This window comes from Nocardioides szechwanensis, from assembly GCF_900103935.1.
Lineage (GTDB): Bacteria > Actinomycetota > Actinomycetes > Propionibacteriales > Nocardioidaceae > Nocardioides > Nocardioides szechwanensis.
In genome coordinates this window covers 198107-216873 of the sequence record NZ_FNIC01000002.1, presented here as the reverse complement: position 1 = coordinate 216873, position 18767 = coordinate 198107, and the positions used below count along the sequence as shown (strand labels likewise).

At 71.7% G+C, this 18767-nt stretch carries 16 protein-coding genes and 1 pseudogene; 6 read left to right on the top strand and 11 right to left on the bottom strand.

What is annotated here, in order from left to right:
* Positions 1–269: 269 nt before the first annotated feature.
* The 3 genes from BLR90_RS06225 to BLR90_RS20920 form a co-directional block, all read right to left on the bottom strand.
* Positions 270–647 (bottom strand): hypothetical protein, encoded by a 378-nt coding sequence (locus BLR90_RS06225; RefSeq protein ID WP_091023621.1) that lies wholly within the window; start codon positions 645–647, stop codon positions 270–272.
* 210 nt (positions 648–857) lie between these two features.
* Positions 858–1373: a hypothetical protein gene (locus BLR90_RS06220; protein WP_091023619.1), complete on the bottom strand. Its 516-nt coding sequence runs from the start codon at positions 1371–1373 to the stop codon at positions 858–860.
* Positions 1370–1507, bottom strand: a complete 138-nt coding sequence (locus BLR90_RS20920) for a hypothetical protein (RefSeq protein ID WP_170254269.1) — start codon at positions 1505–1507, stop codon at positions 1370–1372. The genes BLR90_RS06220 and BLR90_RS20920 overlap by 4 nt, the downstream gene beginning before the upstream one ends.
* A 190-nt stretch (positions 1508–1697) precedes the next feature.
* Between BLR90_RS20920 and mobF the strand changes: the two genes are divergently transcribed.
* From mobF to BLR90_RS06195, 6 genes and pseudogenes are all read left to right on the top strand, one after another.
* Complete coding sequence (mobF, locus tag BLR90_RS06215; protein ID WP_091023618.1) at positions 1698–4394, top strand: MobF family relaxase; 2697 nt, start codon at positions 1698–1700, stop codon at positions 4392–4394.
* A 99-nt stretch (positions 4395–4493) separates the two neighbouring features.
* A complete protein-coding gene (locus BLR90_RS06210; RefSeq protein ID WP_091023616.1) occupies positions 4494–4742 on the top strand; it encodes a PLC family EF-hand domain-containing protein in 249 nt (82 codons plus the stop codon).
* Entirely contained in the window at positions 4739–4936 is a 198-nt protein-coding gene (locus BLR90_RS06205) for a helix-turn-helix domain-containing protein (protein ID WP_091023615.1), read from the top strand. The genes BLR90_RS06210 and BLR90_RS06205 overlap by 4 nt, the downstream gene beginning before the upstream one ends.
* 53 nt (positions 4937–4989) lie before the next feature.
* Positions 4990–5178 (top strand): annotated as a pseudogene (locus BLR90_RS21750) (helix-turn-helix domain-containing protein); the annotation flags it as partial.
* Positions 5179–5211: 33 nt separating this feature from the next.
* Positions 5212–5595 carry a hypothetical protein gene (locus tag BLR90_RS21230; RefSeq protein WP_218029376.1) on the top strand — a complete coding sequence of 128 codons (384 nt, stop codon included), beginning with the start codon at positions 5212–5214 and terminating at the stop codon, positions 5593–5595.
* Positions 5592–6290, top strand: coding sequence for a hypothetical protein (locus BLR90_RS06195; RefSeq protein WP_091023611.1), 699 nt, complete (start codon positions 5592–5594; stop codon positions 6288–6290). The genes BLR90_RS21230 and BLR90_RS06195 overlap by 4 nt, the downstream gene beginning before the upstream one ends.
* 72 nt (positions 6291–6362) lie before the next feature.
* Here the strand turns inward: BLR90_RS06195 and BLR90_RS06190 are convergent, their stop codons facing one another.
* From BLR90_RS06190 to BLR90_RS06155, 8 genes are all read right to left on the bottom strand, one after another.
* The gene (locus BLR90_RS06190) at positions 6363–7529 is read right to left on the bottom strand and encodes a tyrosine-type recombinase/integrase (RefSeq protein ID WP_091023609.1); all 1167 of its coding nucleotides are present in this window, start codon (positions 7527–7529) and stop codon (positions 6363–6365) included.
* A 233-nt stretch (positions 7530–7762) separates the two neighbouring features.
* Entirely contained in the window at positions 7763–9397 is a 1635-nt protein-coding gene (locus tag BLR90_RS06185; protein ID WP_218029375.1) for a PucR family transcriptional regulator, read from the bottom strand.
* Positions 9398–9555: 158 nt separating this feature from the next.
* Positions 9556–10668, bottom strand: coding sequence for an o-succinylbenzoate synthase (menC, locus tag BLR90_RS06180; RefSeq protein ID WP_091023607.1), 1113 nt, complete (start codon positions 10666–10668; stop codon positions 9556–9558).
* The gene (locus BLR90_RS06175) at positions 10665–11576 is read right to left on the bottom strand and encodes a GNAT family N-acetyltransferase (RefSeq protein WP_245715183.1); all 912 of its coding nucleotides are present in this window, start codon (positions 11574–11576) and stop codon (positions 10665–10667) included. Before BLR90_RS06175 ends, menC begins: the two co-directional genes overlap by 4 nt.
* Positions 11573–12745: a M20 family metallopeptidase gene (locus BLR90_RS06170; RefSeq protein ID WP_091023605.1), complete on the bottom strand. Its 1173-nt coding sequence runs from the start codon at positions 12743–12745 to the stop codon at positions 11573–11575. Before BLR90_RS06170 ends, BLR90_RS06175 begins: the two co-directional genes overlap by 4 nt.
* The gene (locus tag BLR90_RS06165; protein ID WP_091023603.1) at positions 12745–16053 is read right to left on the bottom strand and encodes a serine hydrolase; all 3309 of its coding nucleotides are present in this window, start codon (positions 16051–16053) and stop codon (positions 12745–12747) included. Before BLR90_RS06165 ends, BLR90_RS06170 begins: the two co-directional genes overlap by 1 nt.
* The gene (locus BLR90_RS06160) at positions 16050–16835 is read right to left on the bottom strand and encodes an ABC transporter ATP-binding protein (protein WP_091023601.1); all 786 of its coding nucleotides are present in this window, start codon (positions 16833–16835) and stop codon (positions 16050–16052) included. The genes BLR90_RS06165 and BLR90_RS06160 overlap by 4 nt, the downstream gene beginning before the upstream one ends.
* A complete protein-coding gene (locus tag BLR90_RS06155; RefSeq protein WP_091023599.1) occupies positions 16832–18766 on the bottom strand; it encodes a dipeptide/oligopeptide/nickel ABC transporter permease/ATP-binding protein in 1935 nt (644 codons plus the stop codon). The genes BLR90_RS06160 and BLR90_RS06155 overlap by 4 nt, the downstream gene beginning before the upstream one ends.
* Between the last annotated feature and the right edge of the window lies 1 nt (position 18767).

Sequence of the window (18767 nt, the reverse complement as noted above, 5' to 3'; positions counted from 1 at the left end):
CCGTCAAGGTGCCGTCATTCTGCGGGCATGCTTCCGAAGCGACCACGGATGGGGTAACCGCTGCGGACCCCGAGACGCCGACGAATGTGGCACCAAGGAGAGCCATGGAGAGTCCCGCCGTGAATGCGAGACCAGACTTGCTAAGACGTGGTTTGGACACCCGGAGTCCTCTTAGTTCAGCGTCTCCGTCTGGATCGGCACACGCGAGAATGTGAGAGTAAGCCGAATCTCGGGCGCGCGGAACGTTGTGATCGTTTCCTTTGTAAAAGCTAGGCGCTGCGACGACGACGCACCAAGACCGTTAGATGGAGTCGCCACAGGTCGGGCCACCACACCATCACCTGGTGCGTGGCCACCACGCAGTACGAATCCACGACGCGCTCTGGGTTGCCGCGCTTGACCGGCCGCAGCTCGCCGCCACACGGCTTCTTAGTGAGTAGGTCACCAGGGCAGACGTTGTGCTCGGTCGGCGGCCAGGCCCGGCGGCAGACAGTGCACTTGTCGTCGACGTGCTTGATGGGCGGCTCGAGCCACTTCCGGATCGTGCGCTCGGGACGGCCCTGGGCGACCAGTGTCCCGATCGCGTTGGCGAGGATCACGTACTTCTCGGCCGACTCGTCGAGGAGTCCGTCGAGCGAGTAACCCACGCGGTGCCGGTGTCCTGCCCGGTCGCGCCCTCGCCTGCGCCAGTCCCCACCCCCTCGCGGTCTTCGGGGTGCTGGGAACGGGCGGCGGCGTCGAGGACCGTGAGCAACTGCCGAGCGCACTCCTGCCACACGTCGGCTCGGGGGTCGTCCAGCTCCCGGCTGTTGCCGTTGGCCTGCCAGTCCGACACCAACGCACGCAGCGCTCCGCCCTCAGCGGTCATGACGAAACCTCCGTAGGTGAATGGTCGAACCCGGGCAACGGCCGGACCGCCAGGACCTCGCGCACGTCAAGAACGCCCGCTCGCGAGGGGTGGGGTCGTGCCACAGCGACCCGTAGCAGTAGATGACCTGGTGCACCACGCCGCGAGGGCTCATCCCGGCCACGAGCACCAGCTCGTCGCGCTCTGCGGTCGTGGGGTTCTCGAGCTCGACCACCCACAGGCCGTGGCCTGCGAGGTAGCCGAGCATCATGGCCCACCAGTTGTTGCCGTGGCTGACCTCAGCCACGTCCTCGGAGTCGCCGTAGGCGATGCCTAACTCGATGAAGTGCGGCACCCGGTCGAGCGGAACACCTAGCAGGGTTGCGACACACGCCGCGACGCAGTTGCCCTTGCGCTTCGCGTCGCCGACAAAGATCGTCTGGTCGACCTTGTTCGCGACCGCCAGGGACTCGGCCAGGTGCTGGCCCGCGACCCACAGGCCCCGGTCCGTCGCCTGCGTGGTCACGGGGGGACCTCGATCTTGGTGACCCGGAGGAGGGTGCGGCCTTCGAGGTCCACGGCGTCCAGGTAGATCGACCCTCGGGGGGACTCGCAGTCGTGATCGACCTCGGAGAGGGAGGCGCCCTCGATGATCATCAACTCGAATCGCTACTGACATCCCTTGACGAGGACGGACGAGTCCTGAAAGTGCCGCTCCGAGCACCCGTCTAGAGCCTTCAAAATCGAGCGGCCCGCATGCTACGAAGGTCCGTAGATCGGTCCGCCCCTCGGGGTGGGCCGTGAGTCATTTCAAGGCTAGTTGACGACGACTGACGGGCGGTGACGGCGCGTGCACGGTGGGGTCAAGTTCTACCGCGGCTCCGCTTCCGCGGCGCGGTCGTACGTCGAGGCCGACCGCTCCCGGGTTGATGACTACTACCTCGCTGAAGGCACCGGCGTCGCGACCAGGTACGTCGCCACGACTCCCCCGGCGGTGGGGGGACGCGGTGTTTCCGCAGTTCAGGACGGGGGGACGCTGGACGGCGACGCCTACGAGCGGTGGGTCGCCGGCTACGACGTCGAGACCGGGCAGGCGAAGGGTCGGCTCCGCACCGATGCGCGCGGGCTGCGGTTCGTCGAGGTCGTCGTAAACGGCCCGAAGACCTGGTCACTGGCCGCGACGCTGCACCCCGAGATCGCCGCCGCGTACGACGCCGCGCAGGACAAGGCCGCGGCCGAGATCATCGGCTGGCTCGCCGAGCACGCCACCACCCGAATCGGACCCCGGGGCCGACAAATCCAGGTCGGGGTCGAGAAGCTCGAGGCCGCCGTCGTACGCCACTACACGAGCCGGGCCGGTGACCCGCACCGTCACCTCCACCTGCAGATCAACGCCCGCGTCTTCGCCGCCGGCGCCTGGCGAGGACTCCACTCCGTCGGGGTGGTCGACAGCATCGAGGCCATCAACGGGATCGGACACGCCGCCGAGATGTGTGACCCCGAGTTCCGTTCGGTGCTCGCGGCGCACGGCTACACCCTCGCTCCCGAGTCCGGCGAGGTCGTCGAGCTCGCGCCGTACACACCAGCGTTCAGCGCCCGCGCCGCCCAGATCACCCGCAACATCGACCGCTACGAGGCCACCTGGCGCAGCGAGCACCCCGGCCAGGAACCCGGCCCGTCGCTGCGACGCACCTGGGACCGCCGCGCCTGGTCCCAAGCCCGCCCCGACAAGGTCGTGCCCACCGACGGCGCCGACCTCCGACGCCGGTGGGTCGAGGAGCTCCGCGAGCTCGGGTTCACTCCCCCACCCCCGACCACAGACCCGGGCGTCGATCCCCCGGCCCTGGGCACTCAGATCGGCCGGATCAACCGGGACGCGGTGGTCGACCTCGTGCTGTCGCGGCTGGCAGCGCGCCGGTCGAGCTGGAACGCCGCTGACATCCGCGGCGAGGTGGAGCGGATCGTCGCCTCTGTCGGCGTCGTCGCCCATCCCTCGGTGCGCCGCGAGCTCGCCGAGGACCTCACCGCACGCATCCTCGTACGGTGCGTGCCGCTGCTGGCCCGCGACGACGTGCCCGAGCACGTCCGCGCCCTCACCTCCGACCTGGTGCTCTATGTCGAGGCCGATCTGGTCACCCGTCTCGCGGGGCGCGCCGAGCAGCCGGTAGCCGCTGCCCGGGTCGGCGGCACGGTCGCCGGACACCGGCTCGACGACGCACAACAACGGGTCGTCGCCGCCCTGGGTGGCACCGGCACGCTGCTGGTCATCGAGGGCGCGGCCGGCGCCGGGAAGACCACCACGCTGGCGGCCGCGCGGGAGCTGCTCGAGATGAGCGAGCACCGACTGGTGGTCGTCACTCCGACCCTGAAGGCAGCACGCGTCGCGCAGGACCAGATCGGCACCCACGCCTACTCCGCGGCCTGGCTGATCCACCAGCACGGCTACAGATGGGACGACGACGGCCACTGGACCCGCGCCGAAGCGCAGCCGGACGCGCAGGCACGACTCCTGCCAGGCGACGTCCTGCTCGTCGACGAAGCCGGGATGCTCGACCAGGACACCGCACACGCCCTGCTCAACGTCGCCGACGAGGCAGGCGCGCGGGTCGCGTTCGTCGGCGACCGCCACCAGCTCCCCGCCGTCGGCCGCGGCGGCGTCCTCGACCACGCCGCCCGCTGGGCACGCCCCGAGGCACACCTCGAGCTCGACACCGTGCACCGCTTCAGCGACCCCACCTACGCCGACCTCACCCTGCTCATGCGCACTAGCAGCACACCAGGAGACGTCTTCGACGCCCTGCACCAACGCGGCCTGATCCAGATCCACCCCACCGACGTCGAACGACTCGCCGCCCTCGCCAAAACCGGCGACGGCGCCCTGGTCATCGCCAACACCCGCGACCAGGTCCGCGACCTCAACGCCGCGATCCGCGACCAACGCTTGGCCAGCGGCGATACTGCCGCCAACGGGGCGGTGACCACCGCGGCCGGCGAACACATCGCCCCCGGCGACCGCATCACCACCCGCCACAACAACCGCGACCTCGGCGTCGCCAACCGCGACACCTGGACAGTGACCGGCACCGACGACAACGGCGGACTCCTCGTGAACGGCCGCGGCGGTGAACGCACGCTGCCTGCCTCCTACGTGCGCGAGCACGTCGAGCTCGCGTACGCCACCACCGTGTACGGCGCCCAGGGCGAGACCGTCGACCACGCGCACCTCCTCATCGGCGAGACCACCGGCGCTGCGGCGGCGTACGTCGGCATGACCCGCGGCCGCCACCACAACACCGCCCACCTCGTCGCCGAGACCACGGACGACGCCCGTGCGCAATGGATCGACGTCTTCAGCCGCGATCGCGCCGACCTCGGCCCCGATCACGCTGCCCAGACCGCGGCCGACGACATCCACCGCTACGGGCCCCAAGTACGTCCCCGTGCCCCCGAGGGCGACGTGCTCACACCACACCGGGGCCCGCGCCGCGCACCCGAACCCGTCCCGACCACGCCCGGATTCGACCGTCCGCGCGGTGTCCGCCGATGACGTGCAGTGACGAGATCTGGTGACTTGATCGCCCGGGACCCCTGTTTAGCCATTGGTGACTACGACAGGACACATCCCGACCAGACAGGACCACCGCCCATGGACCCGATCCAGATCCCCGACGACTGGGACGACCGAGGCCTCCTCACCTTCGAGGAGTTCTGCGCCCTCATCCGCACCCCACAACGCACCGTCCGCGACTGGCGCCAACGCGGCATCGGCCCATGCTGGGCTCGCTTCAACGGCTGCGGCCGCCTCTACATCACCGTCGCCGAAGCCCGCCGCTTCCTCCACACCACAACAACCACGACCCGCACGGCCCCGCGGAAGACAGGCGACGCGCAATGAACCGAAAGAGGGACCTGCCTACCTACCTCAGCCTCGAGGAAGCAGCCGAGATCATGTCCCTGTCCACTCGGACCATCCGACGCCGCATCAGCGACGGCACCATCCCCGCCTACCAATGCGGTCGACGACCCATCCGCATCCGCCTCGACGACCTCGAAGCCGCACTCCGCCGCATCCCAGCGGCGCGGTGGTGATCAGATCGGGCTCACTCGCGCCGTTATCGGATTCGATAATGGTATGATGGAACATGACGTTGCGCTCTGACCCAGACACCGATGAGGTCATGTCCCTCCTCCGCGGGGCCTTGGCTTCGAGCGGCCTGTCCCAGGCTGCCTTCGCCCGAGCGCTCGGCACCTCCGCTCCACGCCTCTCGACGTACCTCACCGGTGACACCCGGCCCTCCGCACACTTCGTTGTCCGCGCACGTCGACTCGGTCGCGCTCTGGGCGCCGCAGCCTCCCGAGGGCTGATGTCGGCACCGGTCACCGCGGCCGCGATGCGTGAGTACTGCCTCGTCGGCGAGATCGAATGGATCTGGCGGATGCTGCTCCAAGGTCGCGACCACCTCGCGGTGATCATCGAGGAGAGTGACAAGATCCTGCTCGACGCCTGGGAGGCTGAGCCGGGCAGCGTCGGGTCTGTCGAGTGGGATGCGCTTCTGGCCGCGGTCGCTGCTCACGAGCTCGAAGCCGCCGGCCTCGAAGTGCCCGCCTGGGGGCTCCGCCAACCCCTGACCGACCCGTGGACGCCGGAGCACCCGTTCCTCAGCCCCGACCGTGTCCGCGCACAGACGCCCGCCTGGCTCAGCAAGCAGAACATCTATGTCCCCGCCCGCGACCTGGTGACGGCATGACGAGCCGCCGGCACGAGTTCACCGTCGAGGAGACCACCGAACTGCTCGGCGAACTCGACGCGCGGCTGCGACAGCGGGGGGTAGCCGCGTCGATCTTCGTCGTCGGTGGCGCCGCGATCGCCGCCAACCGCACTCGCCGCGCGCGAGTCACCGAGGACGTCGACGCGCTCACCCGCGACACCGTGGTGCTCGATGAGGCCAAGGCGCTGGCGCGCGAGCGTGGCCTCCCGGAGAGCTGGCTCAACCCAAACGCCGGCATGTGGATGCCACCCCTCCCAGGCGGGGTCCTCGACCGGCCAACCGAACCCGGCCTTCGCGTCACGTATGCCGACGATGGCTTCCTGCTGGCCACGAAGCTCATCGCCCAGCGCGCGAAGGATGCCGACGACGTCGTGGCGCTAGCCGCGCGGTTGGGCCTCGAGGCCGCGAGCCCCGATCAGCTCGAGGCACACATCCGCAGCTACTACACCGACCCGGCGATGTTGGAGTTCGTTGTCGACGGCAACGACGTCGCCCTCGAGATCAGCATGCTGGCCCAGGACGCGTCCCGCATGCTGCGCCGCACCTCGGGTGTCGACGTCGAGGCCACCCAGACCGACCTCGACACCGAGCGGCTACGGCGCAGCACCGACCTCGAGCGCCGTACTCCGCCGCTCCATGAGAACGATCACGCCCCCCGCATCCCCGACTTCTGACGACGGGGTGCCGCGCCTACGCCAGGCACCGCCGAGAGGCTCAAATGCCACATCCCGCGTCAGGCGACGCGATTACCCGGTCCAGCGAGCAGCCATTCGACGGGCCAGCTCAGCGTCCCGCCCCTCCGCCACGTGCTGGTAACGCAGCGCCATGGCCGGGGTCGTGTGTCCGAGGCGACCCATCAGCTCAGCCACGGTGGCGCCTTCCTGGGCAGCCATGACGGCACCCGTGTGGCGAAGGTCGTGGAGGCGCAGGTCAGGACGTCCAGCCGCTTGCCGTGCGGCGTCCCAGTGCGGATACAGCGCCGTGGCGGCCAAGTGCCCGCCCTTGCATCCAGAGTGGCCGCAGTCGCAGCTACCACTGGCCGGACGCACGCCAGAGAACAAAAGTCCGTCGGCTCCAGGCTGTGCCCACTGATCGAGGTGATCCAAGAGCATGCCGCGGAGATTGGGGGGCAGCGTCACGTCTCGGGATCCCGCCTCGGTCTTGGGCGGTCCCACGACGGTCTGACCCGCCCGATAGGTGACGGCTCGACGGACGCGCACAACGGCCAGCTCGGCATGACTGAGGTCGAGGTCTCGACGACGCAGTTCTGTCGCTTCACCGATCCGCAACGCGCACGCCGCCCCGAGCCACACCAGCAGACGCCAACGATCTGGCATGTGCTCAGCGATAGCGGCCAGCTCGTCCAGGGTGGCCGGCTTGACGTGACGCTTCCTGCTCGGGGCGCCAGCCCCACGAATGCGGCAAGGGTTGGTCCCGACCCGTTCCTCTTCCACCGCCGTGCTCATGATCGTCCGCAGGAGGGAGTAGGCGTGCGAGTTGCCGGTCCGGCGGTCGGGCGGTAGCTCGTGCCACCAGGCGCGCACCATCCCCGGGGCGATGTCACTCAGTGCCGTCTCGCCGAACGAGGGGAGGAGGTCGCGCACCAAGATTCGGTCATACAGCTGCCGCGTGCGTGGGCGTAGGTCGCGGTGCTCCAACCAGTGGCGGGAGTAGTCACCGAACGAGACACGGGCGCGCTCCCTCGCCTCCTGGACTGCCTTCACCTCAGCCGGAGACTGCCATGTGCCGCGAGTGATGTCAGCGCGCTGCTGGGCCAACCAGGCGTCGGCATCGGTCTTGGAGGTGAAGGTGTGGGGCGCCGTGTGAACCGCGCCGTCAGGACCGCAGTAACGGGCCTGCCAGCGCCGCGAGGGGAGCTTGCGGAGGCTGCCGAAGGCGCGACGCTCAGGCATAGTCCACGCCGCCCGCGGTGCTCGTCGGGGTCAACAGCGTCCTGCACATAGCAGGAATCGTGCCACGGCGTGCCACCCACGTGCCATAACTTCTGGGAAAATGTGTCTTCAAGTGGCGTCTCGTGGCCGAACCAAATTGTCATGTCTTAGCAGGTCAGAGCCCTATTTCTGCTGCTCAGATGCCTGTTGCCGCTCTACGCTCAACGCAGGTTCGACTCCTGCCTGGGGCACGGTCAGGTCGGCTTCAGCACCCGCAGCTGGAGCATCAGGCCGAACCGGACGTCGGGGTCGCCGAGGTCGACCTCGCCGACCTCGGTGAGGCGGCGCAGTCGGTAGCGGAACGTGTTGGGGTGGACGAAGAGCCCCTCCGAGGCCGCGACGACGTCACCGAACGCCTCCAGCCAGGCCTGCAGGGTCTCCACCAGGTTGGTGTGGTGCTGACCGTCGTACTCGATCAGGCGCGCGAGCGGGCCGGTCGGCCGGTCGCCGCGGGCGGCAACCATGTCGCGCAGCTCCAGCATCAGCGCCTCAACCTGGATGTCGTCGAGGCAGGCGAGGCGTCGCTCGCCGCGGCGCTCGCGGAGCACCCGCAGCACCCGGTCGACGGCGGAGCGTGCCTGGGCGAGGCCGTCGACGTCGCGGGCGACGGGGCCGATGCCGACTACCGCGCTGCGGCGGTCGCCGACGCGGTCGAGGAACTCCTGCGCGATCCGGACCGCCCGCTCCTCGGCGTCGTCGCCCGCCCCCGGGACCGGGACCAACCCGTAGGCGACCCCGCCGATCAGGGCGGACGCCGACTGCGGGTGTACGGCGCTCAGGTGCATCGCGAACGCGTCACTCAGCCGCTCGCGCTCGTGGACGACCGAGCTGTCGTCGTCACTCAGGTCGGTCACCGCGACCCCGATCACCATCAGCGGATGGCCGGCCAGGCCCAGGCGTCCGAGGGCGTCGCGGGCACCCACCCCGCCCTCCAGCGCCGAGCTCAGCAGGTCCGCGCGCAGCCGGCGCTGGACGTCGGCCCCGGCCCGGACCCGCAGCATGTGCAGGGCCACGAGCTTGGCGGCGTCGCACAGCGCCTGGGTGCGTTCGTCGCTGAGCGGGCCGGGTACGGCGGCCCAGATGGAGCCCAGCACCTCGTCACCGGCACGGACGGCGACCGCGACCCGCGGCAGCGTGAAGTCGCCGTCCTCGCCGCCGACCGGGCTGACGAAGACCGGCTGGTCGCTGCGGTGGAGGTCGCGGAAGACCCCGCGCTCGGAGAGCTCCCGCGCGTAGCGCTCGGGCACCTGGCGTCCCAGGATCGTCTCGACCCGTGACGGGTCGGCCTCGTCCTGGCGCCCGGAGAAGGCGAGCACCCGCGAGCTGCGGTCCTCGATCGTGACCGGGGCGTCGAGCAGGGAGGCGATCGCGTTGGCGACCGCGAACAGGTCACCGGACGGCAGCCCGCCCAGCGACTCCGGCTCGGCCACCCCGACGTCGCCCTCGGCCAGCACCGAGCGCAGCATCACGGCCAGGTGTGCCCAGGGGGCGCCGCGGCTCAGCGCGAGCAGAGTGACGCCGGACTGCTCGACGGCCTCGTGCACCTCAGGTGTGAGCTGCACCGGCCCGCGCAGCACCAGGCCGGCGGCCTGCTGCCGGCCCAGCACCCCGAGCAGCTCGACGACCCGCTCCGGCGACTCGACGCCCACGCCGAGCACCAGCGCCCCGAGCGGCAGCAGCGGGGCGTCGAGTGGGTCGTGGATGACCACCCCGCCGATCTCCGGGGCGGTCTCCGCGTCGCCGGCGACCAGGTCGAGCAGGGTGGCGCCGAGGTCGTCGAGGACGCGCCCGAGGCTGGCACGAGGACGCAGGGTCACGGAGGGGATCACCACCTGACGGTAGAGAGAGCACCGTCAGCGTACTTCGTCCGTCACGACCAGATCTGGCCCTCAGCCTGTGCTCCCCGACAGCACTGCCTCCGATCCCACGTTGACCCGCCCGAAACTTTCGGGCGGGTCAACGCCTGGTTCGGTGAGTTTCGGGCGGGTCAACGTGAGGCGGGGATCCAGTCGGTGGCGGTGGTGACAGCGGCGAGCTCGTCGGGGAGGGGTTCGACGCCGAGGCCGGGGCCGGTGGGGACGGCGAGATAGCCGTCGTCGAGGACGAACGGCGCTGTGACGTCGGTGGCGTAGTAGCGACCGGAGGCGGAGGTGTCGCCCGGCATCGTGAACCCGGGCAGGGCGGCGAGGGCGACGTTGGCTGCGCGTCCCAGGCCGGTCTCGAGCATGCCGCCGCACCACACCGGCACGCTGTGGGCCACGCACAGGTCGTGGATCCGTCGTGCCTCGAGGTAGCCGCCGACCCGCCCGGGCTTGATGTTGACCACCGAGCAGGCACCGAGCCGGATCGCGGCAGCGGCTGTCCGTGCGGAGGTGATCGACTCGTCCAGACAGACCGGGGTGGTGATCAGCCGGGCGAGGTCCGCGTGACCGAAGAGGTCGTCCTCGGGCAGCGGCTGCTCGATGAGGAGCAGGTCGAAGGGGTCGAGCCGCGCGAGGTGACGCGCGTCCGACAGGGTGTAGGCGGTGTTGGCGTCGACCTGGAGGAGTACGTCGTCCCCGAAGCGCTCGCGTACGGCGCGCACCGGCTCGACGTCCCAGCCGGGCTCGATCTTGAGCTTGATCCGGACGTAGCCCTCGTCGAGGTAGCCGCCGACCGCGTCGAGCAGGGCCCCGAGGTCGTCCATGATCCCGACCGAGACGCCGCACGGCACCCGGTCGTGCACGGCCCCGAGCTCACGCGAGAGCGGTCGTCCCTCGGCGCGCAGCTCGGCGTCGAGCACGCCCATCTCCAGGGCGGCCTTGGCCATCCGGTGTCCGTGGAACGGCTCCAGCACAGTCGCCACGGTCGAGGCGTCGAACGGCCCGGCCGCGGCCAGCGCCGGCACCAGGTAGCGGCGCAGCACGTCGGCGGCGCCCTCGATGTACTCCTCGGAGTAGAGCGGTGCGGCCATCGCCACGCACTCGCCCCAGCCCTCGGCTTGGTCGGTGACGACCTTGAGCAGCAGCAGGTCGCGCGTGGTCTGGGTGCCGAACGACGTACGGAACGGCGACACCAGCGGCATCGACACCCAGCGCAGCTCCACGCCCTCGAGCTTCATGACCGCACCCCGCCCCGGCTGACGACGTACCCAGTGGCCCGGCCGAAGCCGGTGATGCGGGAGCCGTCGGCCTCGAGCGCGGTCAGCACGTCGCGTACGGCGGAGCGCCAGGCCACGGCGGCGGCCGGGTCGGCCCGGCGCAGCGCCTGGATGTCGTCGGGTACGGCGACCAGGGAGACCGCCGCGTCGAGCGGGCCGCGGACGGGTCGGCCGTCGGGACCGACGCCCAGCGCGACGGCGGCGTTGCCGGGAGCGTGGGGCCCGGCGGGCCGGGCCTCGCCCGAGCACGCCGCGGCGACGGCGGGGTCACGCAGCCGCCAGCGGACCAACAGCCGGTCGGACTCGTCGGCGCCGTTGATCCGGTCGGGCATCGCGCCGTAGAAGTTGGGGAGGTACTCGACCGGCTGGGCGGCGAGCTTGACCAGGTTGAAGTGGGCGTTGCGGCTGACCAGCGGGTCGAAGGTCCACGCGATCTCGGACACCCCGTGGAGCAGGGCCCACGACCGCTGGTGGAGCTTGAGCGCGAAGCCCACGCTGCGCCCGGTCGCGGACGGCGAGACCCCGGCGATGTGGCTGTGGAGGGCGTCCTCGGACGGCGCGTGGAAGAAGCCCACGCACGCGCCCACGAGACGCGGCCCCTCGTAGGCACCGCTGACGTAGTTGCCGGCCTTGGTGAAGGCCCGCAGCAGCTCGAGCGTCATCGGCGGGTTGTCGTCGCGCCCCCAGATCGCGGCGTACAGGTGCACCACCTCCTCGAGCTCCCCCAGCTCGGTGAGCTCGCGCACCGACACCCCGGCGGCGAGGCCGGCCGCGTCCGCGGCCTGGACCGCGTCGTCGATGTCGGGGGCGCGGGAAGTGGTCAGGTTGGTCACGGCTCCCATGTTGGCGACGTTCTCGGCGCTGGTCATGGTCGTGCCGCACCAGAGGTCTGGAGGTCGTTGGTCGTCTCCGACGGTCGGCCCACGGGTCGCGCCAACAGGTCCTCGACCAGCCGCGCGAGCAGCGCCGTACGCCCCGGGACGGCGTCGAGCAGGACGTGCTCGTGGGCGGCGTGCGCGCCACCGCCGACGGCGCCCAGGCCGTCGAGGGTCGGGGTGCCGACACCGGCCGTGAAGTTGCCGTCGGACGCACCGCCGACCCCGGCCTCGGTGAGCTCGGGTAGGCCCAGCTCGGCCGCCAGCACCCGCGCCCGGGCGAACAGCGCGGCCGCGGACGACTCCTCGAGCGGCGGGCGGTTGGGGCCGCCGGAGACCTCGACCAGCGCACCCGGCTGCACCGGCACGAGCGCGCACATCGCGGCGTCGACCCGGTCCTGCTCGGCCAGGGTGCGGACCCGGATGTCGACCGAGAACGAGCCCTCGGCCGGCACCGTGTTGGTGGTCGTGCCGGCCCGGGCGGCGGTCGGGGTGACCGTCGTGCCGAGGGCGGGGTCGGCGAGCGCCGCGACGGCCAGGGCCTGGTGTGCGAGCTCGAGCGTCGCGTTGACCCCGAGCTCCGGCTCGAGCCCGGCGTGCGCGGCCCGACCGACCAGTCGTACGTCGTACAGCGACACGCCCTTGCGTTCGGTCTTGAGGGCGCCGCCGTCGGCGGAGGCCTCGAGCACCAGAGCCGCCGACGCGAGGCGTGCCTCGTCCTCGATCAGCCCGCGTGAGCTGGGCGAGCCCAGCTCCTCGTCTCCGGTGACCAGCACGGTCACGCCGTCGACGTCGGCGAGGGAGGCGAGGGCGTGGAACGTCATCACCAGCCCGGTCAGCATGTCGAAGCAGCCGGGCCCGCGCACCACCCCGTCCTCCACCGAGAACGGGGTGGTCGCCAGCGTGCCGGTCGGCCACACGGTGTCGTGGTGGCCGACCAGCAGCACCCGGCTGGGGCCGGTGCCGAGACGCCAACGCAGGTGGGTGCGGCCGTCGAGCACGATCCGCTCCGGGAGTACGCCGAGGCGCGCGGCGCCGACGCGGGCCACGACGTCCGCGGAGCGCGCGACCGCAGCGAGTTCGGTGGACGGCGACTCGCACTCGACCAGCTCACGCAGGTCGGACAGGAAGGCGGGGAACGAGAAGGCGACGCGGGTGGTCACTAGTCGACCCTCGGGGTGGCGCGCACGCCGAAGTGGAGGTAGCGCTCACCGGTCGGCAGCTCGTAGAACGTCACCGGCGCCCAGGTCTCCGTGCCGGGCGGTCGCACCGCGAACAGCCCGGGTCCGGCCGGCACCAGCGGGTGCTCGTCGACGGGGTCCGGGATCATCTCCGCGATCGGGCCGCTGAGGGTCGTGCGCAGCCGCGGCCCGTCGTCGCCGACGAACACCTCCATCAGCACGGAGTGCCGCTGGTAGGTGCCGACGTACGGCGTGATGTCGACCTCGGCGTCGGCGGGCGGCACGAAGGGCTCCGCCATCTCGACGCCGGCGAGCTCGGCGAACAGCTCGCGGTAGAGGTCCTGGTAGAGGTCGCGGGCGTTGCCGCCGTTGGTGAGCAGCGTGACCGCGAGCCCCTGCTCGGACAGCATCCGCAGGAACGCGCCCTGCCCGATGGTGTTGCCGTCGTGGCCGATCAGGCGGTGGCCACCCCAGCCGAAGCGGATCCAGCCCAGTCCCCACGAGTCGCCGAGCACGATCTTGTCGGGCAGGTCGGCCTGGTGCGCGGCCATCGCGGCGGTGCTGTCCTCGCTCAGCAGCCGGGTGCCGTCGGCGGCCACGCCATCGTTGAGGTGCAGCCGCGCGAACGCGAGCACGTCGGCGGCGGTGGCGGTGATCAGCCCGGCCGGCCCGAGCGACCGCGGCAGCTGCCACACGGGCGCGACCAGCTGCTGGCCCTCGTGCTCGAGGTGGCCGGTGGCGGCGCTGTGGAGCAGTGCGTCCTCGGGCAGCGTGACCGTCCTGGCCAGTCCGAGCGGCGTAAACAGCCGGTCCTTCATCGCCTGGTCCCAGGTGGTGCCGGTGACCTTCTCGATGAGGCGGCCGATCAGCGAGTAGCCCGAGTTGCAGTAGGACCAGGTCGCGCCGAGGGGGTGGTTCTGGCCGGCGTCGGCGAGGAGGTCGACGTACTTCTCCAGGCAGTCGTCGCCACGGCCGGTGTCGGTGAAGACGTCGCCGTCGATGCCGCTGGTGTGGTTGAGCAGGTGGCGCAGGGTGACGGTCTTCGTGACGTCGGGGTCGGACAGGCGCAGCTCGGGCAGCACCTCGCAGATGGGCCCGTCGAGCTCGAGCAGTCCCTCGTCGACCAGCTGCATCGCGACGGTCGCGGTCCACACCTTGGAGATCGAGCCGATCTGGAAGAGCGATTCGGTCGTGGCCGGGACCTGCGAGCCGAGGTTGAGAACGCCGTACGACGCCGTCACGAGCTCGTCCTGGGTCTCCGGCGAGATCCGCAGGATGCCCAGCTGGGCACCGGGCACCTTGTGCCGCGCGGCGAGCGCGGCGAGCCGCTGCTCCCAGTGGGCCAGGTCGATCCGGGGCCGGCCCGCGGCCACGGTGTACTGCTCGACCCAGTCGACGACGCGGCGGTTGTAGTCGGCGCGGTGGGACGGACGGCCGGTGAGGATGAACGCGTGCGACTGCTCGGGGTAGATCACCAGCTGGGTGGGCACCCCGAGGTGGCGCAGGGAGGTGTGCCACTGCTGGGCCTGGCCGAGGTCGCAGGTCAGGTCGCCGCCGCCGTGCAGGACCAGCGTGGGGGTCGTGACGTCGGCGACGCGGGTCAGCGGCGACATGGCGGCGTACTGCTCCGGCTTCTCCCACGGGGTCCCGCCGAGCTCGAACCCGCTCAGCAGTGCGCCGTCGTCGCAGGTGCCGTACATGCTGGTCAGGTCGCTGACGAGCCCGCCCGGCACCGCGGCCTTGAACCGGCCGTCATGGGCGGTGAGGTAGCAGGTCATGAAGCCGCCGTAGCTATAGCCGGTGACCGCGAGGCGGTCCGCGTCGGCGAGGCCCTCGGCGACCAGCACGTCGATCGGCTCGAGGAAGTCGTCGGCGTCGGCCACGCCCCAGGCACCGTTGACGCCGTCGTAGAACGCCGCGCCGTAGCCGTCGCTGCCACGCGGGTTGACCAGCAGCACGGTCCAGCCGCGGGCGGCCAGCTCCTGGTGGTAGACGTGCATCTCGTCGGCGGCGTCGTTCCACGCGTTGTGCGGTCCGCCGTGGATGTCGAGCAGCAGCGGGCCGGGCGCGGACAGCTCGGGGTCGCGGATGACCCACGCCTGCACCTCGGTGCCGTCGCTGATCGTGAACGTGCGTGGGACGCGCTCGAACAGCTCGACGTCGGCGAGCGCCGCACCGTGGTCGGTGAGCACCCGCTCGGCGCCGGTGGCCAGGTCGAGCAGCACCACCTCGCCGTACGACGTGGGCGTGGCGAGGACGACCGCGGCACTGCTGCCGGCGACCGAGAGCCCGGAGACGACCCGACCGTCGCCGTCGAGCATCGGACTCGCATGACCCCCGGCGACCCGCCACAGGTGGGTGCACCCGCGGTCGCGCAGGCAGAACAGCGCACCGTCGTCGGTGTCGACCGGGCGGGCGCCGGGGTAGGCCGTGGCGCCGGGCATGACGTTGCGGTCGAGGTGACCGGTGAGGTCCTGGACGTCGCCGCCGTCGAGCGGCACCCGGAACAGGCGGGCGTGGCCCACCAGGGAACCCGCCCAGCCGACGACCAGCAGGCTGCCGTCAGAGGCGTTCGAGACCGTGCCGGCGATGCCGTCCTCGAACGCGACGACCCGGGGGCGGGCCTGGGCGTCGTCGATGTCGAGCAGATGCACCGCGGTGCGGAACGTCAGGTCGCTGTCCTCGCCGACGTGCCGGGTGAAGGCGAGGGTGCGCCCGTCGGTGGCCCAGGCGGGCTCGCCGGCGTGCTCGGGACCATCCGTCAGCTGGCGGCAGTCGCCGGTGGCGACGTCGAGCACGTGCAGCTGGCTGCGGACCGAGCCGAACATGCCGGCACCGTCGGCCTGGTAGTCGAGGCGGGTGGTCACGATCGGGCCGGTGCCGCGGGCGGCAGGGTCGACCGCCGCGGTGAACGCGATCCGGCTGCCGTCCGGGCTCCACACGGGGGCGTCGGCGCCGAGGGGGAGGTCGGTGACCTGCTCGGGCTCGCCACCGTCGGCGGCGAGCAGCCACACCTGTCCGGGACCGTCCCCGGCGCGGACGAACGCCAGCCGGGAGCCGTCGGGCGACCAGCGCGGTGACGTGTCGCCGGTGCCGCTGGTGAGGCGCCGCGGCGAGCCATCCGTCGCTCTGTCACCAGTGGGCACGACCCAGAGCTGGTCGACGTTGCGGTCGGCCTCGCCGTCGAGGGTGCGCAGCACGTAGGCCAGGCGGGAGCCGTCGGGCGAGAGCGCGGGCTGGGAGGGGACCGCGAGGGCGGTCAGGTCGTCGATGCGCATCCGTCGGGTCACGAGGTGCTCCTGGTTCTGGGGGCGTGGGGGGTGGCGGACGTGGGGCGGTTGCCGGGTACGGCGGCCAGCAGCTCGCGGGTGTAGTCGTGCTGCGGGTCGACGAGGACCTGCTCGACGGGGCCCTGCTCGACGATGCGGCCCTCGTACATCACCGCGACGTGGCTGGCGACGTAGCGCACCACGGCGAGGTTGTGGGAGATGAAGAGCATCGACAGGCCCAGCTCGCGCTGGAGCTCGCGCACCAGGTTGAGCACCGCGCCCTGGATCGACACGTCGAGCGCGGAGGTGATCTCGTCGGCGATCACGACCTGCGGCTGTCCGGCCAGGGCCCGCGCCAGGGCGACGCGCTGCCGTTGCCCGCCGGAGAGGCGGCCCGGCAGGGCCGTCGCCACGGACGGGTCGAGGTGGACGAGGGCCAGCAGCCGCGCCACCTCTTCGCGACGCTCGGCGCGCGAGGAGCCCGGCGGGATCGGCTCGGCGACGCTCTCGCCGATCGTCATCCGCGGGTCGAGCGAGGAGTAGGGGTCCTGGAAGACCATCTGGAGCGGGCGCACCCGGCCGCGACGCGGGACCGGCTGCCCGTCGAGCAGGATCTGCCCGCTGTGGATGGGCGCGAGGCCCACCGCCGCACGGGCCAGGGTCGACTTGCCGGAGCCGGACTCGCCGACCAGGCCCACGACCTGGCCGGCCGGGACGACAAGGCTGACGCCGTCGACGGCCGTGAAGGGCCGGCGGACGGTGCCGTAGCGGACGGTGACGTCGTCGAAACGCAGTTCCTTCATGATTTGGCCTCCACGAGCTCGCCGGTGCCCTCGTCGAGCTCGAGCGGCTCGCCCGCGTGCCAGCAGGCCACCTGGCTGCCGGTCGGCGTGGGCGCCAGCGGCGGGTCCACGGTCCGGCAGTGGTCGTCGGCCAGCGGGCAGCGGGCGGCGAACGCACAGCCGGTGGGTACGTCGGACGGGTCGACCGGGCGACCCGGGACGACGGCCAGCGGCTGGTCGAGGTCGGTGCGCATGTCGGGGACCGCCGCGACCAGTGCCCGCGTGTACGGATGCAGCGCGCCGCCCTGGAGCTGGTGGGCGGGCAGGTCCTCGACGATGCGGCCGGCGTACATCACCAGGACGCGGTCGCAGACCTCGCCGACGACGGTGACGTCGTGGCTGATCAGCACCAGCGCGACGTCGTCCTCGTCGCGGATGGCCTGGAGCAGGTCGAGGACCTGCTGCTGCACGGTGACGTCGAGGGCGGTCGTGGGCTCGTCGGCGATGATCAGCGACGGGTTGCCCATCACGCCCATGCCGATCATGGCCCGCTGGCGCATGCCGCCGGAGAACTCGTGGGGGTACTGCGTGGCGCGGCGCTCTGGCTCAGGGACGCGGACGGCGCGCAGCCGGTCGACCGCGCGGGCCATGGCCTGCCTGCGGGTCATCCCCTGGTGGTGGACGGCGACCTCGGCGAGCTGGCTGCCCATCCGCCGGGTCGGGTTGAACGACGTCATCGGGTCCTGGAACACCATCGCCATGGACGTGCCGAGCAGGTGGCGGTGCGCGCGCGGCCCGTCGCGCAGGTCGGCGCCACGGAACTCCAGGCGGTCGGCCTCGACGCGGCCGGGCTCCTCGATCAGCTGGGCGACGGCGAGCGCGGTCAGGGACTTGCCCGACCCCGACTCCCCCACCACGCCGAGGGCCTCGCCGTGCCGTACCGAGAAGGAGATCCCGCGCACGGGCCGGATCGGGCCGGCCGGCCCCGGGAACGAGACACGGAGGTCGACGACGTCGAGCACCAGGTCGGAGGGGGCCATGGCCATGTGGGTCGAGCCGTCGGTGCCGTCTCGGCGACCGGCGTGGCCGGTCAGCCGGCTCGAGGTCGCGGGGACGGGCACACCGCCGACGGCGCTGACGCCCAGGCCCTTGGCCACGGACTCACCGAAGAGGTTGAAGGCCAGACCGGCGACCAGGACCGCGATCCCGGGCGCCAGAGCCGCCGCCGGGTTCACGTAGATCATGCCGATGCCCTCGAAGAGCAGCCGGCCCCAGTCGTAGCTGGGCTGCTGGACCCCGAGGCCGAGGAAGGACAGCCCGGCGAACGCCAGCAGTGCGCCTCCGCCCGCGATGGTGGCATTGACCACCAGCGGCTCGGCGATGTTGGGCAGCACGTGGCGCAGCAGGATCCGCACCCGGCCGACGCCGGCGACCCGAGCGGCCGAGACGTAGTCGAGCGCCGCGACACCGGCGACCAGGGTCTGGACGAGGCGGGCGAACGAGGGGGCGAGAGCGAAGCCGATCGCGAGCACCGCGCCGGTGGCGCCGACGCCGAAGATCACCGCGAAGAAGAGGGCCAGCAGCAGGCCGGGGAAGGCGACGGCGATGTTGACACCCGTGGTGACCAGCCGTCCGAGGCGCCGCCCGAGCAGCAGCGGTGCGGTGCCGAGCAGCAGACCGGCCAGCACGCCGATCACGGTCGCGGCCAGCGCGAGCTCCAGCGACAGGCGGCTGGCGACGAGAGCACGGAAGAAGATGTCGCGGCCCAGCCCGTCGGTGCCGGCCCAGTGGTCGCCCGAGGGCCCGGCCAGGATGTTGTCGGTGTCGTAGACCTCGGCCCGGTCCGACCAGAGCACCGGGGCCACGATCGCGAGGACCACGACGGCGACCACGAGAGCGGCCGTGGTCAGCCCGAGCGGGGTGCGCAGCACCCGCAGCCAGCGGCGCGACATC